At 62.1% G+C, this 25,588-nt stretch carries 28 protein-coding genes; 13 read left to right on the top strand and 15 right to left on the bottom strand.

Annotated features, from left to right (window positions below):
* Positions 1–44 precede the first annotated feature (44 nt).
* The gene (mutS, locus tag AC0SZ7_RS08335; protein ID WP_475503948.1) at positions 45–2,612 is read right to left on the bottom strand and encodes a DNA mismatch repair protein MutS; all 2,568 of its coding nucleotides are present in this window, start codon (positions 2,610–2,612) and stop codon (positions 45–47) included.
* A gap of 153 nt (positions 2,613–2,765) precedes the next feature.
* On the opposite strand from mutS, the gene AC0SZ7_RS08330 reads away from it, so the two are divergent.
* The 7 genes from AC0SZ7_RS08330 (at position 2,766) to recX (ending at position 8,515) form a co-directional block, all read left to right on the top strand.
* Positions 2,766–3,482 (top strand): LexA family transcriptional regulator, encoded by a 717-nt coding sequence (locus AC0SZ7_RS08330; protein WP_475503947.1) that lies wholly within the window; start codon positions 2,766–2,768, stop codon positions 3,480–3,482.
* A gap of 111 nt (positions 3,483–3,593) precedes the next feature.
* The gene (locus AC0SZ7_RS08325) at positions 3,594–3,932 is read left to right on the top strand and encodes a phage holin family protein (protein WP_475503946.1); all 339 of its coding nucleotides are present in this window, start codon (positions 3,594–3,596) and stop codon (positions 3,930–3,932) included.
* A gap of 300 nt (positions 3,933–4,232) precedes the next feature.
* Positions 4,233–4,805, top strand: coding sequence for a 2OG-Fe(II) oxygenase (locus AC0SZ7_RS08320; RefSeq protein WP_475503945.1), 573 nt, complete (start codon positions 4,233–4,235; stop codon positions 4,803–4,805).
* Positions 4,806–5,465: 660 nt separating this feature from the next.
* A complete protein-coding gene (locus AC0SZ7_RS08315; protein WP_475503944.1) occupies positions 5,466–6,326 on the top strand; it encodes a hypothetical protein in 861 nt (286 codons plus the stop codon).
* 62 nt (positions 6,327–6,388) lie between these two features.
* Positions 6,389–6,889 carry a CinA family protein gene (locus tag AC0SZ7_RS08310; RefSeq protein ID WP_475503943.1) on the top strand — a complete coding sequence of 167 codons (501 nt, stop codon included), beginning with the start codon at positions 6,389–6,391 and terminating at the stop codon, positions 6,887–6,889.
* Positions 6,890–6,975: 86 nt separating this feature from the next.
* On the top strand, positions 6,976–8,040 hold the full coding sequence (recA, locus tag AC0SZ7_RS08305; RefSeq protein ID WP_475503942.1) for a recombinase RecA: 1,065 nt from the start codon (positions 6,976–6,978) through the stop codon (positions 8,038–8,040).
* 7 nt (positions 8,041–8,047) lie between these two features.
* Positions 8,048–8,515: a recombination regulator RecX gene (gene recX / locus AC0SZ7_RS08300; protein ID WP_475503941.1), complete on the top strand. Its 468-nt coding sequence runs from the start codon at positions 8,048–8,050 to the stop codon at positions 8,513–8,515.
* Here recX and AC0SZ7_RS08295 read toward each other — a convergent pair whose 3' ends face one another.
* A complete protein-coding gene (locus tag AC0SZ7_RS08295) occupies positions 8,516–9,649 on the bottom strand; it encodes an LOG family protein (protein WP_475503940.1) in 1,134 nt (377 codons plus the stop codon).
* A gap of 279 nt (positions 9,650–9,928) precedes the next feature.
* On the opposite strand from AC0SZ7_RS08295, the gene AC0SZ7_RS08290 reads away from it, so the two are divergent.
* Complete coding sequence (locus tag AC0SZ7_RS08290) at positions 9,929–10,123, top strand: hypothetical protein (RefSeq protein WP_475503939.1); 195 nt, start codon at positions 9,929–9,931, stop codon at positions 10,121–10,123.
* Here the strand turns inward: AC0SZ7_RS08290 and AC0SZ7_RS08285 are convergent, their stop codons facing one another.
* On the bottom strand, positions 10,124–10,552 hold the full coding sequence (locus AC0SZ7_RS08285) for a PA3611 family quorum-sensing-regulated virulence factor (RefSeq protein WP_475503938.1): 429 nt from the start codon (positions 10,550–10,552) through the stop codon (positions 10,124–10,126). It abuts the gene before it with no gap.
* Positions 10,553–10,724: 172 nt separating this feature from the next.
* On the opposite strand from AC0SZ7_RS08285, the gene AC0SZ7_RS08280 reads away from it, so the two are divergent.
* On the top strand, positions 10,725–11,438 hold the full coding sequence (locus AC0SZ7_RS08280) for a tRNA-uridine aminocarboxypropyltransferase (protein ID WP_475504103.1): 714 nt from the start codon (positions 10,725–10,727) through the stop codon (positions 11,436–11,438).
* Here the strand turns inward: AC0SZ7_RS08280 and AC0SZ7_RS08275 are convergent.
* Positions 11,435–12,334 (bottom strand): DMT family transporter, encoded by a 900-nt coding sequence (locus AC0SZ7_RS08275; RefSeq protein WP_475503937.1) that lies wholly within the window; start codon positions 12,332–12,334, stop codon positions 11,435–11,437. The genes AC0SZ7_RS08280 and AC0SZ7_RS08275 overlap by 4 nt on opposite strands.
* A gap of 225 nt (positions 12,335–12,559) precedes the next feature.
* On the opposite strand from AC0SZ7_RS08275, the gene erdR reads away from it, so the two are divergent.
* Both erdR and AC0SZ7_RS08265 read left to right on the top strand, forming a co-directional pair.
* Entirely contained in the window at positions 12,560–13,210 is a 651-nt protein-coding gene (gene erdR / locus AC0SZ7_RS08270; RefSeq protein WP_475503936.1) for a response regulator transcription factor ErdR, read from the top strand.
* Positions 13,211–13,283: 73 nt separating this feature from the next.
* A complete protein-coding gene (locus tag AC0SZ7_RS08265; protein ID WP_475503935.1) occupies positions 13,284–13,646 on the top strand; it encodes a diacylglycerol kinase in 363 nt (120 codons plus the stop codon).
* Here AC0SZ7_RS08265 and AC0SZ7_RS08260 read toward each other — a convergent pair whose 3' ends face one another.
* A complete protein-coding gene (locus AC0SZ7_RS08260) occupies positions 13,647–14,573 on the bottom strand; it encodes a LysR family transcriptional regulator (RefSeq protein WP_475503934.1) in 927 nt (308 codons plus the stop codon).
* A gap of 120 nt (positions 14,574–14,693) precedes the next feature.
* Between AC0SZ7_RS08260 and fpr the strand changes: the two genes are divergently transcribed.
* A complete protein-coding gene (gene fpr / locus AC0SZ7_RS08255) occupies positions 14,694–15,473 on the top strand; it encodes a ferredoxin-NADP reductase (protein WP_002554680.1) in 780 nt (259 codons plus the stop codon).
* A 51-nt stretch (positions 15,474–15,524) separates the two neighbouring features.
* Here fpr and tsaA read toward each other — a convergent pair whose 3' ends face one another.
* The 6 genes from tsaA to rimO form a co-directional block, all read right to left on the bottom strand.
* Positions 15,525–16,220: a tRNA (N6-threonylcarbamoyladenosine(37)-N6)-methyltransferase TrmO gene (gene tsaA / locus AC0SZ7_RS08250; protein WP_475503933.1), complete on the bottom strand. Its 696-nt coding sequence runs from the start codon at positions 16,218–16,220 to the stop codon at positions 15,525–15,527.
* A 9-nt stretch (positions 16,221–16,229) separates the two neighbouring features.
* Positions 16,230–16,412, bottom strand: a complete 183-nt coding sequence (locus tag AC0SZ7_RS08245; protein WP_475503932.1) for a hypothetical protein — start codon at positions 16,410–16,412, stop codon at positions 16,230–16,232.
* A gap of 108 nt (positions 16,413–16,520) precedes the next feature.
* Positions 16,521–16,982: a YehS family protein gene (locus tag AC0SZ7_RS08240; RefSeq protein WP_475503931.1), complete on the bottom strand. Its 462-nt coding sequence runs from the start codon at positions 16,980–16,982 to the stop codon at positions 16,521–16,523.
* 34 nt (positions 16,983–17,016) lie between these two features.
* Positions 17,017–17,727, bottom strand: a complete 711-nt coding sequence (locus AC0SZ7_RS08235) for an rRNA pseudouridine synthase (protein ID WP_475503930.1) — start codon at positions 17,725–17,727, stop codon at positions 17,017–17,019.
* A gap of 50 nt (positions 17,728–17,777) precedes the next feature.
* Positions 17,778–18,245: a GNAT family N-acetyltransferase gene (locus AC0SZ7_RS08230; protein ID WP_475503929.1), complete on the bottom strand. Its 468-nt coding sequence runs from the start codon at positions 18,243–18,245 to the stop codon at positions 17,778–17,780.
* 129 nt (positions 18,246–18,374) lie between these two features.
* Positions 18,375–19,712, bottom strand: coding sequence for a 30S ribosomal protein S12 methylthiotransferase RimO (gene rimO, locus AC0SZ7_RS08225; RefSeq protein WP_475503928.1), 1,338 nt, complete (start codon positions 19,710–19,712; stop codon positions 18,375–18,377).
* Between the two features lie 209 nt (positions 19,713–19,921).
* On the opposite strand from rimO, the gene AC0SZ7_RS08220 reads away from it, so the two are divergent.
* Positions 19,922–21,820 carry a potassium transporter Kup gene (locus AC0SZ7_RS08220; RefSeq protein WP_475503927.1) on the top strand — a complete coding sequence of 633 codons (1,899 nt, stop codon included), beginning with the start codon at positions 19,922–19,924 and terminating at the stop codon, positions 21,818–21,820.
* A gap of 115 nt (positions 21,821–21,935) precedes the next feature.
* On the opposite strand, the gene AC0SZ7_RS08215 is transcribed toward AC0SZ7_RS08220, so the two are convergent.
* Genes AC0SZ7_RS08215 through livH form a run of 4 tightly spaced genes read right to left on the bottom strand, consistent with a single transcriptional unit; the run spans position 21,936 to position 25,578 of the window.
* Complete coding sequence (locus AC0SZ7_RS08215) at positions 21,936–22,637, bottom strand: ABC transporter ATP-binding protein (RefSeq protein ID WP_475503926.1); 702 nt, start codon at positions 22,635–22,637, stop codon at positions 21,936–21,938.
* Positions 22,638–23,405 carry a high-affinity branched-chain amino acid ABC transporter ATP-binding protein LivG gene (livG, locus tag AC0SZ7_RS08210; RefSeq protein WP_475503925.1) on the bottom strand — a complete coding sequence of 256 codons (768 nt, stop codon included), beginning with the start codon at positions 23,403–23,405 and terminating at the stop codon, positions 22,638–22,640.
* Entirely contained in the window at positions 23,402–24,658 is a 1,257-nt protein-coding gene (locus AC0SZ7_RS08205; protein WP_475503924.1) for a high-affinity branched-chain amino acid ABC transporter permease LivM, read from the bottom strand. Before AC0SZ7_RS08205 ends, livG begins: the two co-directional genes overlap by 4 nt.
* A complete protein-coding gene (gene livH, locus AC0SZ7_RS08200) occupies positions 24,655–25,578 on the bottom strand; it encodes a high-affinity branched-chain amino acid ABC transporter permease LivH (RefSeq protein WP_455921385.1) in 924 nt (307 codons plus the stop codon). Before livH ends, AC0SZ7_RS08205 begins: the two co-directional genes overlap by 4 nt.
* Between the last annotated feature and the right edge of the window lie 10 nt (positions 25,579–25,588).

Genomic DNA, 25,588 nt, shown 5'->3' with positions numbered 1-25,588 from the left:
ATTCCCAAACCGCGCGGGATTCTATCAGCTTGTGCGCTGCTGCGTTAGATCCGAGTCTTTAGTGTATAGAGCAATTCGATAGCTTGACGTGGCGTCAGGCCATCAATGTCGGTCTTGCTGAGTTGCTCCAGCGCCGGATGCGGCAGGCTGGCGAACAGATCGCTCTGGTGCGGTACCTGGGGTTGGCCCGGGGCGCTGGCGACAGGTTCGTGGGGCAGGCTTGCCGTTTCCAGGCGGCCCAGGTGTTCCTTGGCGCGGGCGATCACCGGGTTCGGCACGCCGGCCAGTTGCGCCACCGCCAGGCCGTAGCTCTGGCTGGCAGGGCCGGGCAGCACGTGGTGCAGGAACACGATACGCTCTTTGTGCTCGGTGGCGCTCAGGTGCACGTTGGCGACCAGCGGTTCGTTTTCCGGCAGCACCGTCAATTCGAAATAGTGAGTGGCGAACAGCGTGTAGGCCTTGAGCTGCGCCAGGCGCTCGGCGGCGGCCCAGGCCAGCGACAGGCCGTCGAAGGTGCTGGTGCCGCGGCCCACTTCGTCCATCAGCACCAGGCTCTTGTCCGTGGCGTTGTGAAGGATGTTGGCGGTCTCGCTCATTTCCACCATGAAGGTCGAACGGCCGCCGGCCAGGTCGTCGCTGGAGCCGATACGGGTGAAGATGCGGTCCACCAGCGACAGCTCGCAGCCGGCGGCGGGCACGAAGCTGCCGATATGGGCCATCAGCACGATCAGTGCGGTCTGGCGCATGTAGGTGGACTTACCGCCCATGTTCGGGCCGGTGATCACCAGCATGCGTGTGTCGTTGTCCAGGCTCAGGTCGTTGGCCACGAACGGCGTGGTCAACACCTGCTCCACCACCGGGTGGCGGCCCTGGTTGATGCGCAGGCATGGCTCGTCGACGAATACCGGGCAGTTGAGGTCCAGGTTCAGCGCGCGTTCGGCCAGGTTGCTGAGCACGTCCAGCTCGGCCAGGGCCGCGGCGGTGTCCTGCAGCGGCGGCAGGTGGCCAATCAGGTTTTCCAGCAGCGCGTCGTACAGCATCTTCTCGCGGGCCAGGGCGCGGCTTTTTGCGGACAGGGCCTTGTCCTCGAATGCTTTCAGCTCGGGCGTGATGAAGCGCTCGGCGCCTTTCAGGGTCTGGCGGCGGATATAGTCCACCGGCGCCTGTTCGGCCTGCTTGCTCGGCAGTTCGATGAAGTAGCCGTGCACGCGGTTGTAGCCGACCTTCAGATTGGCAAGGCCGGTGCGGGCTTTTTCGCGTGCTTCCAGGTCGATCAGGAACTGGCCGGCGTTCTCGCTCAGGGCCAGCAGTTCGTCCAGTTCGCTGTCGTAGCCGGTCTTCAGCACGCCGCCGTCACGGATTACCGCCGGCGGGTTGTCGATGATGGCCTTGCTCAGCAGGTCGGCCAATTCCGGGTAGGTGCCGGCGATGGTCGCCAGCAGCGCCAGGTGCGGCGCCTCAAGGTCCGACATTGCCACTTGCAGGTCAGGCAGTGCCGCCAGGGCGTCGCGCAGGCGGGCCAGGTCGCGAGGGCGGGCGTTGCGCAGGCCGATACGCGCGAGAATCCGCTCGATATCGCCAATTTCCTTCAGCTGTGGCTGCAGGCTTTCGAAGCGGTAGCCTTCCAGCAGGTTGCGAATCGAGCTCTGGCGCGCCTGCAGCACTTTCAGGTCGCGCAGCGGGCGGTTCAGCCAGCGGGTCAGCAGGCGGCTGCCCATGGCGGTCTGGCAGCGGTCGATCACCGATTGCAGGGTGTTGTCGCGGCCACCGGCCAGGTTGGTGTCCAGCTCCAGGTTGCGACGGCTGGCGCCGTCCAGCACCACGGTGTCGTCCAGGCGTTCGTGGCGCAGGCTGCGCAGGTGGGGCAGGGCGGTGCGCTGGGTTTCCTTGGCGTAGCCCAGCAGGCAGCCGGCAGCGCCGATGGCCAGGGTCAGGTTCTCGCAGCCAAAGCCCTTGAGGTCCTGGGTGGAGAACTGCTGGCACAGGCTCTTGTGCGCGGTGTCGCGCTCGAAGTCCCACGGCGCGCGGCGGCGCGAGCCACGGCGTTTTTCTGCCGGCAGGCCCTGGGGCCAGTCGTCGGGGATCAGCAGCTCAACCGGGTTGATGCGCTCAAGTTCGGCCAGCAGGCTTTCCCAGCCCTTGATTTCCAGCACCGAGAAGTTGCCGCTGGTGATGTCCAGCACCGCCAGGCCGAACAACCGCTCGTCGCCCAGTACGGCGGCGATCAGGTTGTCGCGGCGCTCGTCCAGCAGGGCCTCGTCGCTGACGGTGCCGGGGGTGATGATGCGCACCACCTGGCGCTCCACCGGGCCTTTGCTGGTGGCCGGGTCGCCCACCTGCTCGCAGATGACCACCGACTCGCCCAGCTTTACCAGCTTGGCCAGGTAACCCTCGGCGGCATGGTAGGGAATGCCGCACATGGGGATCGACTGCCCCGCCGACTGGCCGCGCGCCGTAAGGGTGATATCCAGCAACTTGGCCGCTTTCTTCGCGTCTTCATAGAAGATCTCGTAGAAGTCGCCCATGCGGTAGAACATCAACTGGTCCGGGTGCTGATTCTTCAGCTTCCAGTACTGCTGCATCATGGGGGTGTGGCTGGAAAGATCACTCATGCAGAAACTTGGCTCGCGGTGGCGGGTGTGTCAAAAGGCAAGCGGCGAATACTACAGGGATTTTTGCTGGCTTGCCGCCTGTCCGTAGCTTCTATATGTAGGAAATGCCCGCCAGCATTGCAAAATGCACAAGGGGGTAGCACTATGCATTTCATGCACACACGTACCGTAGCCACCGTCCTCAAGGAACTGCTCGCACGCGAAGGTCTCTCCGCCACGGAGCTGCACCGCCGCACGGGCGTGCCCCAGTCCACCCTGTCGCGCATTCTGGGCGGCAAGATCGTCGACCCCGCCGACAAGCACATCGCCAAGCTGGCAGAGTATTTCCGCATCAGCACCGACCAGCTGCGCGGCCGTGCCAGCTTGCCGGCGGCGGGCGGCCACGCCGAGCTGCGCGACATCAGCCTGTGGGACGACGACACCCCGGTGGAAGACGACGAGGTGTCCATTCCCTTCCTGCGCGAAGTGGAGCTGGCCGCCGGCTCCGGGCGCTTCGTCATCGAGGAAAGCGAGCGCGCCAGCCTGCGCTTCGGCAAGCGCAGCCTGCGCCATAACGGCGTGCAGTTCGACCAGGCCAAGTGTGTGACAGTGCGCGGCAACAGCATGTTGCCGGTGCTGCGCGACGGCGCCACCGTGGGCGTCAACTCGGGCAAGCGCGGCATCGGCGATATCGTCGATGGTGACCTCTACGCCATCAACCACAACGGCCAGCTGCGGGTTAAGCAGCTGTACCGGCTGCCCACCGGCATCCGCCTGCGCAGTTTCAACCGTGAAGAGCATCCCGACGAGGACTACAGCTTCGCGCAGATGCAGGACGAGCAGATCACCATCCTCGGCCATGTGTTCTGGTGGGGCATGTACGCTCGCTGACCTTGGGGCGCAGAGCGGTTTCGCTTTCGTCAGTAAAATGCATTTATGCATTGATTAAATATGCATCAATGCATAACCTTCTGTTGAAGGTCTTCACCAGGAGGGGCGGATATGCAAATGGATCAAGCGTTGCTGCAACAGGTGCCACTCTGGCTGGTGCTGCTGTTGGCCCTGCTCGGCGGCGTCAGCGGCGAGCTGTGGCGCGCCGACAAGGAAGGCACCCACGGCTGGCGCCTGCTGCGCCGGGTATTGATGCGTTCGGGTGCCTGCATGGTCTGCGGCCTCACGGGCACCATGCTGCTGTACGGCGCCGGCTTGTCGTTGTGGTCGGCCACCGCGCTGGGCTGCATGACGGCCATGGCCGGGGCTGATGCGGCGGTCAGCGTGTATGAGCGCTGGTTGCTGAAGCGCCTGGGGTTGGGGGCGGGTTCGCGGCGCAAGCGGTTGTAAGCGGTGGTTTGAACGCGCTATCTCTTAGAATCTGGAACCGCCGCATATATTTAGCAATTGGCGCGCAAAGATGCTGGTTGGTTGCTAGCAAGTTATTACTGCTGACTAAATGAGTGGCTTGCTATTCGTGTGCTATTGCTTGGGCGGTAATTCGATATATGAGTTTACATTTGAGGTGTTGATCTGGTGGTAGTGTTTCCATAGATTAGTCGCTGACTACCGGCGCCCATTGGTTTATGAGTTTGATAGTGAGTGTGCATGGTTTTGGTGTGTGGTAGGAATATATGAGGTAGGGGCGTTGTGGAGTTTTCCGAGCGGGATGTTCAAATAATTGATGGGGCTATTGATGTAAATGAGCAGCGCCAAATTGTGGAGCAGTTTAAGTCTGCAGTCTGGCGCTTTGGTTGGCCTCGCAATGATGCGGTTTTTTCCAGGCCTTGTTGGCATATATTCATCGCGGGAAGCCGGCGTCCCGAGGGGCAATCCTGCGAGGAAGAATTGCGGGATAGCACTGAGTGGGGCTTTTTGGCGCCAATTTGGGCGCGGGTAAAGCGGACGTTTTTACCTGAGGCCACCTTGCTTGGTGTCTATGCCAACGGGCAGACGCTCGGGCAGGACTCACCGATTCATCGGGATAATAAGCCAGGAGAGGTGGGTACAACTGTAATAATGTTCTGCAATGGGTATTGGGCGAGTTGTTGGGGCGGTGAGCTGGTCTTTTACAATAATTCCAGGGCGGATGTGGTTAAAGCTGTGCTGCCTAAGCCAGGAAGGGTTGTCTTATTTAATGGTCATATGCCTCATGGGGCACATGCTCCTTCGATTATGTGTGATCAATTGAGGGTGACTGTAGCCTTCAAGACCATTCTGTAGAGGTTTCAGTCAGCGGAGGCAAGATGTGAGGCCTCAAGGTCGAGAGTATATGAGCATTCCGACTTCGGTGATCGATGTTTTTTGCCGGATGACACCAGCTGGAAGGGCTTGCGCCTTTGGGTTGGCTTCTATCATATTTACGTTGGTCTGGTCAGTTCTTCTGCTTTTCTTCATTGATCGGGGAAAGGTGATAAGTACCCCGCATTACTCCGCGACCGGTGTTATTCAGGCTAGGTGCGAGCGCTTTAGTGGGGGCGGTTCAATATTGTTTTGCGCAATCCAGCTTTTAGAGTCGGAGCAAGTTCGCCGAGCAAATGCTCGCCTGTACGTCGACAGTGCAAGATGTAATGAGACTGTGCTTGCTGTTGGTTCTGAGGTTAAATTGCTGGTTGGGAAGGTTGGTTCCGGTGATCGCTACAAAGTCTGGCGCGCGGAGGACGCTAGTGGCTGCGTTTTGTATGATGAAGGTGTATCGAATTATGTAGCTCGCGTTACCAATAGGGCGGTGTTTGGGTACGCTTTGTTTTTCCTTGTTCTCTCATTGGTGTGTTTTGGATTGTCAGCGTTTTTTTGGTTCACAGTTCGGCCGAAGACTTGATTGGTGATGATCGAATATTGGGTTCTGGGTGGGTAAGCATTTTACTATATGGGCGGGGTGTCATGGGTAACAAGGTAGAGCTAATCGTTGGGTATGTAGGGGATGGCGTCGGTGGCGCGGCGGGAACGACTGCAGTCGTTGAGCAGTTTAATTCAGATAAGAATGGTTTTTCGCTGATCAATCAGCAGGCGCAAACAGGTGCCACTATCGCAAATGTGCTTTCCATCGTCGGGGTAATGGGCGGTTTTGTCCCTTTCTTGAATGTTGCAACCAATACTCTGGCAGGAACGATCACCTTTTTAAAGATTACTGCTGAGTATAAAGATGCAGGCGAGTTTAGTGCGGGTGATGTGATCAGCCTGGTGGGGAATGTGGCAGGGGGGGTTGCAGCCTTTACACTCCTTGCAGGTTTTGGTCCTGTGAGTTTGGGGTTGACGGTGGTCGCTGTGGCTGCTTCCGCAGCGGGATTGATAAATTCTGATACGGCCCGCCTTATCCACGATACCCTCGTGCAGCCCTTGTCGAGGGGGTATTTCGAAAATGCACCCGCAGGGGGATACCCGGACCATTGGGTTTCGCCAGATTTGCAAGTCGTCCCGCGCCCAGTGATTACCGAAGATCACGGGGGAATGGTTGCTGCTATCCGTTGGGATTCAACTGCGGGCAGCGTTTCCTTGGGCCGTTTACGGCTGTTTCGTCCCGCAGGCTCTCCTAGTGGCGGTGGGGAATCCAGTTGGGGTGTTGGTGCTGGGTTCGCAACCGGGGGTGGGGGCGGAGTGCCTGGCGATAATAGTGACATAGAGATATCCATTGAAATGATCAACGGTGATCCTTTAAAAGGTCATCCGCCTGTGTCCGATCCCACGGATCCACCGCAAGATGGATACGGGTGCTGCACCGGCTCCCAAGATGCTTACCATTGAGACCGGTTCGACCCTTGGGGTAACTTGAAAGGCTACCTCTGTCTCAATGGAACTCTGCTGCCATGGATACGCTATCGTCCCTCTCCTTGATGCTAGGTGAGCAGTTGCGAATGCTCTGCGCACAAGTCACCACCGCCGAATCCTGCACCGGCGGCGGTATCGGCGAGGCCATCACTCGCATCCCCGGCAGCTCGGCCTGGTTCGAGGCTGGCTACATCACTTATTCCAACGCGCAGAAAACCGCGCAGCTGGGCGTGCCCGCGCACTTGTTCAGCAGCGTCGGCGCGGTCAGCCGCGAGGTGGTCGAGGCCATGGCCCTGGGCGCCCAGGCGCGCAGCGGCGCGCAATTTGCCGTGGCGGTCAGCGGTATTGCCGGGCCGGACGGCGGCACGCCGGGCAAGCCGGTGGGCACCGTATGGCTGGCCTGGGCGGTGCAGGGCAGGGTGGTTGCCGAGCGCCAGGTGTTCCCCGGCAACCGTGACGAGGTCCGCCGACAAACGGTAAAGGCCGCGCTAGAGGGGCTGATACGTCTTGTAGCAGGAGAAATCTCAATACAGGGGTAGGCGTGCACTGCGCCCTGTGGAATAATACTGGCTACTTATACAGTTATCCGGCCTTCTGGCCTTATTGATTTTTAGAGAGGACTTTAATGGACGACAACAAGAAGAAAGCCTTGGCTGCGGCCCTGGGTCAGATCGAACGTCAATTCGGCAAGGGTGCCGTAATGCGTATGGGCGACCACGACCGCCAGGCCATCCCGGCTATCTCTACCGGCTCCCTGGGCCTGGACATCGCCCTGGGCATCGGCGGCCTGCCGAAAGGCCGTATCGTCGAAATCTACGGCCCGGAGTCGTCGGGTAAAACCACCCTGACCCTGTCCGTGATCGCCCAGGCACAGAAAATGGGCGCCACCTGCGCCTTCGTCGACGCCGAGCACGCACTGGACCCTGAATACGCCGGCAAGCTGGGCGTGAACGTCGACGACCTGCTGGTCTCGCAGCCGGACACCGGCGAGCAGGCCCTGGAAATCACCGACATGCTGGTGCGCTCCAACGCCGTTGACGTAATCATCGTCGACTCCGTGGCAGCCCTGGTACCCAAGGCCGAGATCGAAGGCGAGATGGGCGACATGCACGTGGGCCTGCAGGCTCGCCTGATGTCCCAGGCGCTGCGCAAGATCACCGGTAACATCAAGAACGCCAACTGCCTGGTCATCTTCATCAACCAGATCCGCATGAAGATCGGCGTGATGTTCGGCAGCCCGGAAACCACCACCGGTGGTAACGCGCTGAAGTTCTACGCTTCCGTGCGACTGGACATCCGCCGTACCGGCGCGGTGAAGGAAGGCGACGAAGTGGTGGGCAGCGAAACCCGCGTCAAGATCGTCAAGAACAAGGTGGCCCCACCGTTCCGTCAGGCCGAGTTCCAGATCCTGTACGGCAAGGGTATCTACCTGAACGGCGAGATCATCGACCTGGGCGTTGCACACGGCCTGCTGGAAAAAGCCGGTGCCTGGTACAGCTACCAGGGCAGCAAGATCGGTCAGGGCAAGGCCAACTCGGCCAAGTTCCTGGCAGACAACCCGGAAATCGGTGCCGCCCTCGAGAAGCAGATCCGCGACAAGCTGCTGACTGGCGGTGTGGATGCCAAAAAGGCACCTGCGGTAGAAGCCCCTGCCGAAGACGAAATGGTAGACGCCGACGTCGATTTCTAATCACGTCATGTCTGTCATATTGGATACCCCCGTCGCGGTGCGACGGGCTGCAATGGACCTGCTCGCGCGACGCGAGCACGGTCGTGTCGAGCTGACGCGCAAGCTGCGTCAGCGCGGCGCCCCTTCCGAATTGATTGACCAGGAACTTGACCGTCTGACGGAAGAGGGCCTGCTGTCCGAGTCCCGTTACCTCGAAGCCTTCATCAGCTACCGTGCCCGCTCGGGCTATGGGCCTGTGCGTATTCGCGAGGAGCTGGGCCAACGTGGCCTGCACCGCGCCGACGTGGAGCAGGCGCTGCGCGAAAGCCAGTTCGACTGGGCGGCGCGGCTGACCGAGGTATGGCAGCGCAAGTTCGCCGGGCAACTGCCCACTGACCCGCGCAGCCGTGCCCAGCAAACGCGCTACCTGGCCTACCGGGGCTACCCGATGGACCTGATTGGCCGCCTGCTCAGCGGCCGTGGGCTCGACGACTGATTACGTCACCTTGGCGTTTTCCCGTGGCCGGGCAGTGGTGGTTGCGGGCGAGCTGGCAGTGGTGGCCACCGCCCAGTTTTCGGCCAGGTTGAGGTAGTCCACCAATTCGCGCAGGCGGCCGTTGTCGCGCCCGTTGAAGGTGAACGCCAAGCGTGTCAGGTGGCTGAACTGTGGTTCATCAAACGTCTCGCCGTCATAGGCATGCTGGTGGAAGGTGTCGCTCAGGCACAGGTCGGCGAAGCGCTGGCGCAACTGTGCCAGTGCATCTTCGCTCAAGGCGTGCTGCAGGCGGATCACAAACAGGTTCTTCAGCCAGCGGCTTGAATGGAAGTTGGCGTAGAACTGGTTGATTTCGGCCACTGCCTCCTCGGCGCTGTACACCAGGCGCATCAATTTGAGGTCGGTGGGCAGAATGTAATGGTTGTCGCGCAGCTGTTTGGCAATGAAATCCAGGCAGTCCTGCCAGAAACTGCCGCCCGGCGCGTCGATCAGCACCACCGGTACCAGCGGGCTCTTGCCGGTCTGGATCAGCGTCAGCACTTCCAGGGCTTCGTCCAGCGTACCGAAGCCGCCAGGGCATAGCACCAGCGCGTCGGCCTCCTTGACGAAGAACAGCTTGCGGATGAAGAAGAAGTGGAACGGCAGCAGTTGCTCGCTGCCCTCCATGGTGGCGTTGGCGTGCTGTTCGAACGGCAGGGTAATGTTGAAGCCCAGGCTGTGGGTCAGTCCGGCGCCCTCATGGGCGGCGGCCATGATGCCGCCACCGGCACCGGTTATCACCATCAGGTCATCTTTCGCCAGCGCCGCACCCAGTTCGCGGGCCAGGGCGTACAGCGGGTGCTCCATGGGCGTGCGCGCCGAGCCGAACACCGTCACCTTGCGCCGGCCCTTGAACTGTTCCAGCACGCGGAACGCATGCTCCAGTTCGCGCAGGGCCTGCAGGGTTATCTTGGCGTTCCAGCGGTTGCGGTCGTCCTGCGCCATGCGCAGTACGGTCAGCATCATGTCGCGGTAGAGGGTCTGGTTGGGGCTGTTGGGGGCGATCAGGTTCAGTTGGGCTTCGACCTGGCGGGTGAGGTCCAGGCCGTTGCTGTTGAAGTGGCTGGACAGGAAATCATTCGGTTCGTAAGGCATTCAAACATCTCCTTCTGCATATGAACCTTCGGCCCGCGCCGAGCAGTTCGGCGGGGCCGCGACACGGCTTGTGTCGCTGGCCGTCCAGGTTATGCCCTGGACATTGCAGTAAACCCTTCAGGGCTTTGCTGTAAATCTAGCTCCTGCCAGGCAAATGCGCCCGCGGTTGATGACAGGCAACCGCTCGTCTGGACGGATCCAATGATTTCAAAAGCTCTGATTTACTGGTTAAACAGAGATGGCGAAATAATGTCGCGCAAGGAAGAACACGGAGGCAGGATGCAGCGGATCAGCCTGGAAGTGGACAACGAACTGCTGGGGCTGTTGAGCCGGGCGGCTCAGGCCAATAACGTCACGCTGGAGGAGGAATGCCTGCGGCGGCTGGATGGCGCCCAGCGGCGCTCGCGCTACATGCAGGCATTGGTGGCGGAGCTGCGCGCCGATGACGCGCAACGCCGCGAACGCATCGGCTGATTACTTCTTCTTGCCGCCCTTGCTGTCCAGCAGTGCGCAGTGCTGGGCGGTGTAGCGCTGGGTGGTGACGGCGAGGTTGGTGTGGTTCTCGGTGAACTCGTAACGCAGGGCGGCGCCTTTGTTCATCAGGTCGCGGAAACCCTTGTTGCTGCATACGCTGCGGCCCAGCTGCACGCGCACCGCTTCAGGGTTGGCACGCATGTTCGCCGCCTCGCCTTGTTGCACGCTCAGGTGGTCGACCAGCTCGCTGCCTTCAACGGTGTAACCCTGGTCCAGGATGTTCTCGTTGATTTCGCGCGGGGTGCCGGCGTTGCTTTGTTCGGCGACCTGCTGAAGCAGCTTGCCCAGCTCGAACTCCTGCAACGATGCTGCCTGGGACGCCAGGGGCAGGGCCAGCAAGAGGGTAAGGGGGGCGATAAAGCGCAGCATGAAACTCTCCTGATTCGGTGACTGGCCGTTGGACCAGCAACCGGACTGTGCGTTCATAAAGCCGGCGATTATAGGGGCAAACCCGACGGTCCGGCAGCCAAAGCTCTGATAAACTCACGTCCGTTCAGGCTGGCGGCCCTTGCCGGTCGTTGCCCGCGAGTCCAGCAAGCCCATGCCCCACGCCGTTTCCCGCCTGCGTTCCGAACGCCTGGCCCGTTGCCTCCAGCCGTTCACCGCCCGTGGTTCGCGCGCGCCGCGTTGCCCCGGTTGCCGGGTGATCTTCGATTATTGCCTGTGCAAATTCCGCCCGACGGTCGAGGCCCATGGTGCGGTCTGCCTGTTGATGCACGATGTCGAACCGCTGAAACCGTCGAACACCGGCTGGCTTATCGCCGACATACTGCCCGACACCCACGCTTTCACCTGGTCGCGCACCGAGGTGGACGAGCAGCTGTTGGCCCTGCTGGATGACCCGCAATGGCAGCCCTACATCGTATTTCCGGGGGAGTTCGTGGCGCCCGAGCGGGTGGTGACCGAGGTGGTTGCCACCCCAGGCAAGCGCCCGCTGTTTATCCTGCTGGACGCGACCTGGACCGAGGCGCGCAAGATGTTCCGCAAGAGCCCGTACCTTGAGCGCTTCCCGGTGTTGAGCCTGGCCAGCGACCAGCTGTCACGCTACAAGCTGCGGCGCTCCAAGCGCGACGATCATTTCTGCACCGCAGAGGTGGCGGCGCTGTGCCTGGAGCTGGCCGGCGACCAGCAGGCGGCCAGCGTGCTGGACGCCTGGCTGGACGTATTCACTGGCCATTACCTGGCGGCCAAGTTCCAGTTGCCGCTGGACGAACAGGACGAGGTCCATGTTCGCCTGCAGGCCCTGGTGTCTTAAGCGGTTGCCGGCGCGGGCGCGCGCTGCGGCCACAGCTGCGCAATCAGCATCCCCGCCAGCATCAGCCCGCAGCCCAGGTAACCGCGCAACTGCAGCGACTCACCCAACAGCCACGCACCGGCGATGGCAGCGAACACCGCTTCCAGCGACAGGATGATTGCCGCGTGGGAAGCAATGGCGTCTTTTTGCGCCACCACCTGCAGGGTGTAGCCGATGCCCACGGCGACGATGCCGCCGTACAGCAGCGCAGGGCCGGCCGCCACGATGGCGTCCAGGGCGATTGGCTCCATCACCAGCGCCAGCACCAGGCTCACCACCGAACAGGTGGCGAACTGCAGGAAAGCCAGGCGAATGGGGTCATGACGGCTGGCGAACACGCCAACCAGCACCACATGCCCACCCCAGACGAAGGCGCCCGCCAGTTGCAGCCAGTCGCCGGATGACACCTGGAAGTTGTCGCCAACACTCAGCAGGAACATGCCCAGCACCGCCAGCCCCGCGCCCAGCCAGGTGCCCGTGCCGGTCTTGTGGCCCATCAGCATGCCCAGCACCGGCACTACAATCACGTACAGGCCGGTAATGAAGCCCGAATTGGTAACGCTGGTAAACAGCAGGCCTACCTGCTGCAAATTGATGCCCAGCGCCAAGGCCAGGCCCATCAGCGCGCCGCCCACCCACAGGCCGCGGGTCATGAACGGTTCGCGCGGCGGCTGGTTGGGGTTGCCGCGGCTTAGCACCAGTGGCAGCAGGCACAGCGAGCCCAGGGCGAACCGCAGCCCGGAATAAAGGAAGGGCCCGATGTGCTGCATGCCGGCGGTCTGGGCAACGAAGCCGCTGCCCCAGATCATGGCGGTCAATAACATCAGCAGGTCAGCACGCAAGGCTTGGCGACGCATGGGTAATCTCTTGTTGTGAAGGTGGCAAAAAACGGGCTGCGACTTTAGCCGCAAACCACCGAACTTGACCACCCTGTCAGGCGTCGGCATCCTTGGCGCCGACCCAAGCACCTGAACTGCCGCAATCGCCAACCCTGACCGTGAGTTGGCGTTAAAATAAAGCTTGAGTCGCTTTGGCAGGCGCCGACTCCTTGCGTGCCTGCACAGAACAGGATCATTAGATCGATGGCCACATACGACATCCTGATAGCCGATGACCACCCCTTGTTCCGCGGCGCCTTGCGCCAGGCCGTGACCCTGGGCCTGGGGCCTGATACCCGCCTGGTGGAAGTGGCGAGCATTGCCGAACTGGAAGTGCAGTTGACTGCCAAGGCCGACTGGGACCTGGTGCTGCTGGACCTGAACATGCCGGGGGCCTATGGCTTCTCGGGCCTGGTGCTGCTGCGTGGGCAATACCCGCAGGTGCCGGTGGTAATGGTGTCTGCGCAGGAAGAAGCGCCGGTGGTGGTGCGCGCGCGGGAATTCGGCGCCAGCGGCTTCATCCCCAAATCCAGCCCTCTGGAAGTGATCCAGGAAGCGGTGCGCAATGTGCTGGACGGTGACGTCTGGTGGCCGCCGCAGGCGTTCGAAGCCGTCAGCGTTTCGGCTGAAGCCAAGGCTGCCAGCGAAGGCCTTGCCAGCCTTACCCCGCAACAATTCCGCGTGCTGACCATGGTGTGCGAAGGGCTGCTGAACAAGCAGATCGCCTATGAGTTGAGCGTGTCGGAAGCCACCATCAAGGCCCACGTCACCGCGATCTTCCGTAAACTGGGGGTGCGCACCCGCACCCAGGCCGCGCTGCTGCTGCAACAACTTGAGTCAATTTCGTCGTCTTAAGGCACTTTGCCTTCACACTTTTTTGACAAATGCTGCATTAGCTTCCCTTTTTCTTTGTAACAGTTGACCTTCAATGTCTCCATATAAAGGCCAGACCGGCCTGAAACGTATCTTCAATGCCACGGGCTACTCCCTGGATGGCCTGCGCGCTGCGTTCGTCGGCGAGGCGGCGTTCCGCCAGCTGGTGCTGCTCAACGTGGTACTGGTTCCGCTGGCGTTCCTGCTGCACGTCAGCCGGGTGGAACGCGCGGTGCTGATTGCCGTGTGCCTGCTGGCGCTGATCGTCGAATTGTTCAACTCGGCGGTGGAGGCGGCCATCGACCGCATCTCCCTGGACCGCCACCCGCTGTCCAAGAACGCCAAGGACATGGGCAGCGCCGCGCAATTCGTGGTGCTGTGCATGATTGCGCTGGTGTGGGGCGTGATCCTGCTGTGATCAGGCGATGGTCGGTAGCACGATCTCGTCGCTGCGCCGCACCCCGGCGGTAAAGGTGCGGCACAGCTCCAGGAATTCGCGCATCGCCTGGGTCTGATACTTCTGCTTGTGCCAGATAAAGAAAAACTCGCGGGTCAGGTCCAGGTCCGGGGTTTCCAGGGCCACCAGGCTACCGCGGCGGAAGGCATCGCGCAGGGCCAGGCGCGAGATGCAGCCAATGCCCAGCCCCGATTCCACCGCGCGCTTGATGGCCTCGGTGTGTTCCAGCTCCAGGCGCACGTTGAGCATGGAGCGGTGGTGGCGCATGGCCTGGTCAAAGGTCAGGCGCGTGCCCGAACCTTGCTCACGCAGAATCCAGGCCTCGCGAGTCAGCTCGTCCAGGGTTGCGGTGCCACGTGCCGCCAATGGATGACGGGGCGCGCAAAACACCACCAGTTCGTCGGCCACCCACGGCTGCACTTCGATGTCGGGGTGGTTGCAGTCGCCTTCAATCAGGCCCAGGTCAATTTCGTAATGCGCGACCTGATGCACAATGTTGGCGGTGTTCTGCACGTGCAGCTTCACCTGGCTTTCAGGGTGCACCTGCATGAAGCTGCCGATCAGCAGCGTGGCCAGGTAGTTGCCGATGGTCAGGGTGGCACCCACGGCCAGTGAGCCGAAACCGGACTTGCCGTTGAGCAGGTCTTCGATTTCCTTGGCCTGGTCGAGCAGGGCCACGGCCTGGGGCAACAGCTGATGGCCCAGCGCGTTGAGGCTCAAGCGCTTGCCGGCGCGGTCGAACAGCTGGCAGCTGGACTGGCGCTCGAGTTCAGTGATGGAGGTGCTGGCGGCCGATTGCGACAACGCCAGCAGGCTGGCGGCGCGGGAAACACTTTCCTGCTGGGCCACAGCGACGAAAACCTGGAGCTGGCGTAGAGTAAATCGCATATCTATATAACCGATAACCCATATCTTGATAATTCAATTAACAGATATTGTCGCTGCCGTTAGAATATCGCGCAATCGCGCTCTCGTTCGGCGCACGCGTTTTCTGAGGAGCCCCCGTACATGAGCAACATGAACCACGAACGTGTACTCAGTGTCCATCACTGGAATGACACCCTGTTCAGCTTCAAGTGCACCCGCGACCCGGGCCTGCGCTTCGAGAACGGTCAGTTCGTGATGATCGGCCTGCAGCAGCCCAACGGCCGCCCGCTGATGCGCGCGTACTCCATCGCCAGCCCGAACTGGGAAGAGCATCTGGAATTCTTCAGCATCAAGGTGCCTGACGGCCCGCTGACGTCCCAGCTGCAGCACCTGAAGGAAGGCGACGAGATCATCATCAGCAAGAAGCCTACGGGCACGCTGGTGCTGGACGACCTCAAGCCTGGCAAGCACCTGTACCTGCTGAGCACCGGCACTGGCCTGGCGCCGTTCATGAGCGTCATCCAGGACCCGGAAACCTACGAGCGTTTCGAAAAGGTCATCCTGTGCCACGGCGTGCGCTACGTGAACGAAGTCGCCTACCGCGAATTCATCACCGAGCACCTGCCGCAGAACGAGTTCTTCGGTGAAGCCCTGCGCGACAAGCTGATCTACTACCCAACCGTGACCCGCGAGCCGTTCGAGAACGAAGGTCGCCTGACCGACCTGATGCGCAGCGGCAAACTGTTCAGCGACATCGGCCTGCCGCCGATCAACCCGCAGGACGACCGTGCCATGCTGTGCGGTAGCCCAAGCATGCTTGACGAGACCAGTGAAGTGCTCAACAGCTTCGGCCTGACCGTGTCGCCGCGCATGCGCGAGCCGGGTGACTACCTGATCGAGCGCGCCTTCGTCGAGAAGTAAGCCTTCGCTCAATGAAAAACCGCCCCGAGGGGCGGTTTTTTTATGCCTGCGTCATTCGCCGGGAACTACTTCCAATACCCGAATGGTATCCAGCGTCGGGTAATGCCAGCGCACTTCCACGTCCCAGAACCGCACCCCATACTCGCGTTCCGGCGCCGGCACCTGGTACGCCGGGCGCGGGTCCTGGGCCAGGCACTGCTCAATCAGCGCCACCAGGGGCTCTGCAAGGCGCGTGGCGTGGTTGTGTGCCTGCAGCAGGGCACCATCAGCCCAGGTCACGGCAATGGCCGCTGGCGCTTCGCCAGCCATGTCGTTGCGGGCGTGGGGCAGGCTGTCGGCATAGGGCACGTAGGGCTTGATGTCCAGCACCGGGGTGCCGTCCAGCAGGTCGATGCCCGACAGCCACAGCTTGCCGGCCTCCACCTTGTCCAGCCGCACCACCGATTGGCCGATGCCGTTGGGACGGTGGGTGGCACGGGTGGCGAATACGCCCATGGACTTGTTGCCGCCCAGCCGCGGCGGGCGCACTTTCAAGCGTGGTTTGTCTTCCAGCGCCTGGTGGAACAGGAACAGCAGCCACACATGGCTCACCTGTTCCAGGCCCTGCACTGCCTCGCCCTGGTCAAACGGCGCGACCAGCTCCAGCACCCCCCGGGCGGCGGGTGCCAATTGCGGCTGGCGGGGGATGGCGAATTTTTCCTTGAAGCACGAACGGACGAAGCCGATGGGCGAAACGCTATAGGTCATGGGCGGGTATCAGCGGCAACCGGCATTGTCATAGGGGCCGGACATGCGTTGCCAGCCAGCGCCGGGGTTGGTTTGCGAGCAGACCATGGCGCCGTTCTGGGTGATGCTCTGCCATTTGTACCAGGGGGCAGGGCCAGCATAGGCAAGCAACGGAAACGCCACTGCAGCGATAAGCAATAGACGCGTGAACATGTCGAACTCCTGGAAATGTGGGAGCTGGCTTGCCAGCGAGCTTTTGAAGCCCAACAACTCGCTGGCAAGCCAGCTCCCACAGCGACAATCAATAGAGGGGTTGATGACTCAGCCGCGAACTTTCAGGGTCAGGCCCTTGAGGAAGTTGCGCAGCAACTGGTCGCCGCACGGGCGGTAGTTGTTGTGGCCGACCTTGCGGAACAGCGCGCTCAGCTCAGGTTTGGACACCGGGAACTCGGCGGCCTTGAGCACGGCGTGCATGTCATCCTCTTTGAGCTCGAAAGCCACGCGAAGTTTCTTCAGGATGATGTTGTTGGTCACCGGCGTTTCAATCGGCTGGGCCGGGCGGCTGTCGTCCTTGCCGCGCTTGAAGTACACCAGGCCGTCGAGGAAATGGGCCATGACCAGGTCGGGGCAATGTACGAAACCCTCTTCCTCGTCCTTTTTCAGGTAGCTGATGACATCGGCCTTGGCGACGTCCATGCCGGACAGCTTGATGATGTCGACCACTTTCGCGTCGCTGATGTCGAGCATGTAGCGAACGCTGCGCAGTACGTCGTTGTGAATCATGGTGTAAATCCCGAGTGTTGCGAAAAAAGAAGAATCAGAACTTTTCGTTGCCGGCCAGGTAGCGCCATTGCCCCGCAGGCACCTTGCCCAGCGACACGCCGCCGACGCGGATGCGGCGCATGCCCACCACGGTCAGGCCGACGCTGGCGCACAGTTGGGCGATGATGCCCGGCTGCGGGTTCTTCATGGCGATGCGCAGGCGGGTCTCGTTCTGCCAGCTGGCCTTCACGGCCGGCAGCGCCTTGCCTTTGTAGGTGGCGCCGTGGGTCAGGCGGTTGAGGCCGTGTTCGGACATCTGCCCGCTGACCTCCACCACGTATTCCTGCTCGATCTTGGCCGCATCGGCGGTCAGCTTGCGCAGGATTTTCCAGTCCTGGGTGAACACCTGCAGGCCGCTGGCCTTGGCCTGCAGCTCGGCGCCGCAGGTCAGGCGCAGGAAGTGGCCCTTGAGCGGGCGCTTGCTGAAGCTGTGGTCCGGCGACAGGGTCGCGGCGGTGAGGCTGGCCAGGGCGTCGTCCAGCGACTGGCCGGCTTCCTGGTGCAGCAGCAGGGTCACAGGGTCTGGTTGTTCGGCCTTGGCGTCGGGGCTCAGGGCCACGACCTGGTCGGCCACCTTGAACTGCGGCTCGTCGACGACTTCGCCGTCCACTGTCACCCAGCCCCCTTCGATAAACAGTTCGGCCTCGCGGCGGGAGCACCCGACCAGTTCGATGAGGCGTTTGGACAGACGAATGGGATCAGACATGACAGGAGCCGTAACAAGAGAAGGGCGCTAGTGTACCCGCCCTGCGGCGGTTAAGCCCGTGCAGATTGTCGCTGCACGCGGCGCAGGTGCAGCAACGGGTAGGGTTGGCCCATGCCGTCGACCTCGGAACGGCCCACCACTTCGAAGCCCTGCTTCATGTAGAAGCCGAACGCCTGCTCGTTCTGTTCGTTCACATCCAGCTGGTCGGCGTTGAGGTGGTCGATGGCAAAATGCAGCAGGCGCTTGCCGATGCCCTGGCCGCGATGGTCGGGGTGGATGAACAGCATCTCCACCTTGCCCGCGGCCACGCCGGCGAAACCGGTGATGCGCTGGCGCTCGTCGCGGCAGCAGATCAGCATGACTGCATCCAGGTAATGCTTTTGCACCAGCTCCCCCAGCAGGGTGATGTAGCTGTCCGGCAGGAAATGATGCGTGGCGCGCACCGACGCCTCCCACACCCGCGTCAGCTCGGCGTAGTCGTTGGCCTTGGGGGTGTGCACAACCAGATGTTTGCCCATGTCGGTCTCTCCTTGAACCTCCCTCAACTGTAGCAGCGGCCGCAAGGCCGCATCAGCAGGCGACGCGGTGTTATGCCCGGGCATAAAAAAACCTGCCGCTGGGGCAGGTTTTTTCAGGGAGCGGGGCGCTTAGATGCGCTCGGCCCACAGGTCGTACTCGTCGGCATCCACCACGCGGCACATGACCTTGTCGCCCGGGCTCAGGCCTTCGGCGCCTTCGATGAACACGCTACCGTCGATTTCCGGTGCGTCGAAGAAGCAGCGGCCCACGGCGCCCTGTTCGTCGACTTCGTCGATCAGCACTTCGATGTCGCGGCCGATCTTCATCTGCAGGCGCGCGGCGCTGATGGCCTGCTGGTGGGCCATGAAGCGGTCCCAGCGGTCCTGCTTGACGTCGTCAGGCACGATTTCGGCGTCGAGGTCGTTGGCGGGTGCGCCTTCCACCGGCGAATACTGGAAGCAGCCAACGCGGTCCAGCTGCGCTTCGGTCAGCCAGTCCAGCAGGTACTGGAAGTCTTCCTCGGTTTCGCCCGGGAAGCCGACGATGAAGGTCGAGCGGATGATCAGGTCCGGGCACTGCTCGCGCCATTTCTTGATACGCGCCAGGGTCTTGTCTTCGAAGGCCGGGCGCTTCATCAGCTTCAGCACTTTCGGGCTTGCGTGCTGGAACGGGATGTCCAGGTATGGCAGCAGCTTGCCGGCGGCCATCAGCGGGATGACGTCGTCGACGTTCGGGTACGGGTACACGTAGTGCAGGCGTACCCACACGCCCAGGCTGCTCAGTGCTTCGCACAGCTCCAGCATGCGCGTCTTCACCGGGCGGCCGTTCCAGAAGTCGGTCTTGTACTTCACGTCCACGCCATAGGCGCTGGTGTCCTGGGAGATCACCAGCAGCTCCTTGACGCCGGCCTTGACCAGGCGCTCGGCTTCGCTGAGCACGTCGCCCACCGGGCGGCTGACCAGTTTGCCGCGCATCGACGGGATGATGCAGAAGCTGCAGCTATGGTTGCAGCCTTCGGAAATCTTCAGGTAGGCGTAGTGGCGCGGGGTCAGCTTGATGCCTTGCGGCGGCACCAGGTCGATCAGCGGGTTGTGGTCCTGGCGTGGTGGCACCACTTCGTGCACCGCGTTCACCACCTGCTCGTACTGCTGCGGGCCGGTGACCGACAACACGCTTGGGTGCACGTTGCGGATGGCGCCTTCTTCCACGCCCATGCAACCGGTGACGATGACCTTGCCGTTTTCGGCCAGGGCTTCACCGATCACTTCCAGGGACTCGGCCTTGGCGCTGTCGATGAAACCGCAGGTGTTGACCACCACGACGTCGGCGTCCTGGTAGGTCGGTACGACTTCATAGCCTTCCATGCGCAGCTGGGTCAGGATGCGTTCGGAGTCGACCAGGGCCTTGGGGCAGCCCAGGGAGACGAAGCCAACCTTTGGGGCGGACGGCGCGGGAGTGGTGGACATGACTAACCTCGGTATTAATTAGAGCTGCCAGTGGCAGCCCTGACGGACGCTTTACGCGCCTCTGATCAAAAAGTGCGCAATTCTAGCGATGAGAAAGCCACTTGACCAGCTTTATGCAGGGAAATGCGACGAGTGCTGCGCTATGCTTCGCCGCGTTGAGTCTCGAAGTATTTTGAAACACCCAAAGTCCAAGGTTGTAGGAGTGGTTGATGGTTCAGGCAAGTAGTCAGGCAGGCACGGGGCATTCGTCGGCAAAACCGATCGCAATGCTGGTGGCGGCCGTCGGGGTAGTCTACGGCGATATCGGTACCAGCCCGTTGTATACCCTCAAGGAGGTGTTCTCCGGTGGCTATGGTATTCCCAGCAATCATGATGGCGTTTTGGGCATTCTGTCGCTGATCTTCTGGTCGCTGATCTGGGTTGTGTCGATCAAGTACATGCTGTTCGTGTTGCGTGCCGACAACCAGGGGGAGGGCGGCATCATGGCGCTGACCGCCCTGGCGCGGCGGGCTTCCGCTGGTTACCCGCGCCTGAGCGGCATGCTGGTGGTGTGCGGGTTGATTGGTGCGGCGTTGTTTTACGGCGACAGCATGATCACCCCGGCGGTGTCGGTACTGTCGGCGGTAGAAGGCCTGGAGCTGGCCTTCGATGGCATCAGCCACTGGGTGGTGCCGGTGGCACTGGTAGTGCTGATTGGCCTGTTCCTGATCCAGCGCCACGGCACGGCGCGTATCGGCAAGCTGTTCGGGCCGGTGATGGTGACCTGGTTCGTGGTGCTGGGCGTGCTCGGCGTGTACGGCATTTCCCAGCAGCCGGAAGTGATCAAGGCCATCAACCCCATGTGGGGCGTGCGTTTCTTCGTCAGCCACTTCGGCATCTCCGTGGCCGTGCTGGGCGCCGTGGTGCTGGCGCTGACCGGTGCCGAGGCGCTGTACGCCGACATGGGCCACTTTGGCCGCAAGCCCATTGCCCGCGCCTGGTTCATCCTGGTGCTGCCGGCGCTGGTGCTCAACTACTTCGGCCAGGGCGCACTGATCCTTGCCGACCCCGAGGCTGCGCGCAACCCGTTCTACCTGCTGGCGCCCAACTGGGCGTTGCTGCCGTTGATCGGGCTGTCCACCGTGGCCACGGTGATCGCCTCCCAGGCGGTGATTTCCGGTGCGTTCTCGCTGACCCAGCAGGCCATCCAGCTGGGCTACATTCCGCGTATGCATATTCAGCACACCTCGCATGACGAGCAGGGCCAGATCTACATCGGCGCGGTGAACTGGACGCTGATGTGCGGGGTGATTTTGCTGGTGCTGGGCTTCGAGTCCTCCGGCGCCCTGGCCTCGGCCTACGGCGTGGCCGTGACCGGGACCATGCTGATGACCACCTTCCTGGTGTCGGCGGTGATGTTGCTGATGTGGAAATGGCCGCCGTTCTTTGCCGTCCCCGTCATGAGTGTGTGCCTGCTGGTGGACGGCATGTTCTTCGCCGCCAACGTACCGAAGATCGTCCAGGGGGGCGCTTTCCCGGTGCTGGCCGGCAGCGCGCTGTTCATCCTCATGACCACCTGGAAACGCGGCAAGCAACTGCTGGTGGACCGCATCGACGAAGGCGCGCTGCCCTTGCCGATCTTCATCAGCAGCATTCGCGTGCAGCCACCGCACCGGGTGCAGGGCACCGCAGTGTTCCTCACCGCGCGTTCCGACGCCGTGCCTCACGCGTTGTTGCACAACATGTTGCACAACCAGGTGCTGCACGAGCAGGTGGTGCTGCTGACCGTGGTCAACGAAGATGACCCGCGGGTGCCGGCCAACCGTCGTTTCGAGGTGGAATCATACGGCGAGGGCTTCTTCCGGGTGATCCTGCACTACGGCTTCATGGACGAACCGGACGTGCCGGCCGCGCTGAAGCTGTGCCATTTGGAAGACCTGGACTTCAGCCCCATGCGCACCACCTATTTCCTCAGCCGCGAGACGGTGATCCCGTCCAAGCTGGTAGGCATGGCGCGTTGGCGCGAAGGGTTGTTTGCGTTCATGTTGAAGAATGCCAACGGCAACCTGCGTTTCTTCAAGCTGCCGGTGAACCGGGTGATCGAACTGGGAACCCAGGTCGAGATGTAACCAGAAGCGCGTAGCACCGCTGTCTTTGTGGGAGCTGGCTTGCCAGCGAGCTTTTGAGGGCCTCAACAGCTCGCTGGCACGCCAGCTCCCACAGGTCTGTGGTCAAAAAGGGCGGTTAACCGCCCAGGTACGCCTCGCGTACCTTCGGGTCGGTGAGCAGCGCTTCACCGGTGCCTTGCATCACCACCCGGCCGTTTTCCAGCACGTACGCACGGTCGGCAATCTTCAGCGCCTGGTTGGCGTTCTGCTCTACCAGGAACACCGTCACGCCATCCCTGCGCAACTGCTCGATGATGTCGAAGATCTGCTGGATGATGATCGGCGCCAATCCCAATGAAGGCTCGTCCAACAGCAGCAGCTTGGGCTTGCTCATCAGTGCCCGGCCGATGGCCAGCATCTGCTGTTCACCGCCCGACATGGTGCCGCCGCGCTGGTTGAAGCGCTCCTTGAGCCGCGGGAACAGCTCCAGCACCTTGTCCATCTGCGCCTGGTAGTCGCCCTTGTCGGTGAAGAAGCCGCCCATGGCCAGGTTTTCTTCCACCGTCAGGCGCGCGAACACCCGGCGCCCCTCGGGCACCACGGCAATGCTCTTGCGCATGATGTCGGAGGAATCCTGGCCCACCAGTTCCTCACCCAGGTAGCGAATGCTGCCGGAGTGGGCGCGGGGCGAGCCGCACAGGGTCATCAGCAGGGTCGACTTGCCGGCGCCGTTGGCGCCGATCAGGGTAACGATCTCGCCCTGCTTTACCTCGACGTTGACGCTGTGCAGCGCCTGGATCTTGCCGTAGAACGTGGAAACGTTTTCGAACTGCAGCATTTACGCTTCCCCCAGGTAGGCTTTGATCACTTCAGGATTGTCGCGGATCTGTTCCGGCGTGCCGTCGGCCAGGGGCGTGCCCTGGTTGATCACCACGATATGGTCGGAAATGCTCATGACCAGTTTCATGTCGTGCTCGATCAGCAGCACCGTGGCATTGTGCTCCTGGCGCAGGGTGGCGATCAGCGCCTTGAGGTCGTCGGTCTCGCGCGGGTTGAGGCCGGCGGCCGGCTCGTCGAGCATGAGGATGCGCGGGCGCGTCATCATGCAGCGGGCAATTTCCAGGCGCCGTTGCTGGCCGTAGGCGAGGGTGCCGGCGGGGCGGTTGGCGAATTCCTTGAGGTTGACCTTTTCCAGCCAGAACTCGGCGTAGTCCATGGCCTCGCGCTCGCTCTTGCGGAACGCCGGGGTCTTGAACAGGCCCGAGAGGAAGTTGGTGTTCAGGTGCCGGTGCTGGGCGATCAGCAGGTTTTCCACGGCGGTCATGTCCTTGAACAGCCGCACGTTCTGGAAGGTCCGCACCACGCCCTTGCGGGCGATCTGGTGGCCGGCCATGCCCTGGATAGGCGCCCCGTCCAGCAGGATGGTGCCGCCGGTGGGCTTGTAGAAGCCGGTCAGGCAGTTGAACACGGTGGTCTTGCCGGCACCGTTGGGGCCGATCAGCGCCACTACCTGCTTTTCCTTGACGCTCAGGCCCACGCCATTGACGGCCAGCAGGCCGCCGAAACGCATGCTCAGGCCACTTACTTCGAGAATGTTCTGCGTCATTTTCGCAGCTCCATGTGGGGGCGCTGCATGGGCAACAGACCTTGGGGACGCCAGATCATCATCAGCACCATCATGGCGCCGAACATCAACATGCGGTAATCACTGAACTCACGCATCATTTCGGGCAGCAGGATCATCACGATGGCCGCCAGGATCACGCCCAGCTGCGAGCCCATGCCACCCAGCACGACGATGGCCAGGATGATGGCCGACTCGATGAAGGTGAACGACTCGGGGGTCACCAGGCCCTGGCGGGCGGCGAAGAAGCTGCCGGCGAAACCGGCGAAGCTGGCACCCAAGGTGAACGCCGAAAGCTTGATGATGGTGGGGTTCAGGCCTAGCGCGCGGCAGGCGATCTCGTCTTCACGCAGCGCTTCCCAGGCACGGCCGATGGGCATGCGCAGCAGGCGGTTGATGATGAACAGCGCGGCCAGCGCCAGCAGCAGTGCCACCAGGTACAGGAAGATCACCTTGCCGACCGGGTTGTAGGTCAGGCCGAAATACTCGTAGAACGTCTGCGCGCCGTCGGCGGCGGAACGGTCGAACGACAGCCCGAACAGGGTTGGCTTGGGGATGTTGCTGATGCCGTTGGGGCCACCGGTGAGGTCGGTGAGGTTGCGCAGGAACAGCCGGATGATCTCGCCGAAGCCCAGGGTCACGATGGCCAGGTAGTCACCGCGCAGGCGCAGCACCGGGAAGCCGAGCAGGAAGCCGAAAGTGGCCGCCGCCAGGCCCGCCAGGGGCAGACAGATCCAGAAGCTGAAACCGTAGTAGTGCGACAGCAGCGCGTAGGTGTAGGCACCCACGGCATAGAAGCCTACGTAGCCCAGGTCCAACAGGCCGGCCAGGCCCACCACGATGTTCAGGCCCAGGCCCAGCATCACGTAGATGAGGATCAGGGTGGCGATGTCCACCGCGCCGCGCGAACCGTAGAACGGCCAGATGAAGGCCAGCACGATCAGCCCCAGCATGATCCAGCGCTGGGTCTTGGGGCGGGTGAGGAAGTCACCGGCGCCCGCCGGTACCAGCGATGGCCGTGGTGCCGAACGCCAGGCCGAGCTGATCTGCGCGTTGAACAGCACGCGCACGAACATCAGCACCGAGCAGGCGGCAATCACCAGCAGGGTCGTGGTGCTGGCACCCTGGACCACCAGGTTGATGCCTTCGATGGTCAGTTTCAGCCCCAGCACCGGGTAGGCCACGGCCCACACCAGCAGGGCGCTGAAGAACGCCGAGTTAAGAGTCTTGTTCATACTTTTTCAACCTCCGGACGGCCCAGAATGCCGGTCGGCCGGAACAACAGCACCAGAACCAAAAGGCCGAACGCCACCACGTCCTTGTACTGGTCGCCGAACACGTCGGCGCCGAAGGCTTCGGCCACACCCAATACCAGCCCACCGAGCATGGCGCCCGGAATGCTGCCGATACCGCCCAGCACGGCCGCGGTGAAAGCCTTCAGGCCCACCAGGAAGCCGGCGTTGGGGTTGATTACCCCGTATTGCATGCTCAACAGCACCGCGGCGATCGCGGCCAGCGCCGCGCCGATGACGAAGGTCAGGGCGATGATGTTGTTGGTGTTGATGCCCAGCAGGTTGGCCATCTTCATGTCCTCGGCGCAGGCACGGCAGGCGCGGCCCAGGCGGGAACGGGAGATGAACAGGGTCAGCCCGAGCATGGCGACCAGGGTCACCACGAACACCACGATCTGCATGTAGGAGATCAGCACTTCCTGTGCCCCCCCTGGCCCGAAGCTGAGGTTGCCCGGGATCAGGTTGGGAATTGACTTGTCCTTGGAGTCTTGCGAAAGCAGAACCGTGTTCTGCAGGAAGATCGACATGCCGATGGCGGAAATCAGCGGGATCAGACGGTTGCTGCCGCGCAGGGGGCGGTAGGCGATCCGTTCGATGCTGTAGCCATAGGCACTGGTGACGACGATGCTGGCGCAGAACGCCGCGGTCATCAGCAATGGCACGTTGTCCAGGCCCAGCATGGCCAGGCCGGCGATGGCGATGAACGCCACGTACGAGCCGATCATGTAGACCTCGCCGTGGGCGAAGTTGATCATTCCAATGATGCCGTAGACCATCGTGTAGCCGATGGCGATGAGGGCATACGTGCTGCCAACGGTCAGGCCGTTAACCAGCTGTTGGAAGAAGTGATAGATGTCAGGCATTACCGCGCGC

Source organism: Pseudomonas sp. JC1203 (assembly GCF_056175065.1).
The sequence above is the reverse complement of the archived record's forward strand: the minus strand, read 5'-3'. Positions and strand labels throughout refer to the sequence as shown.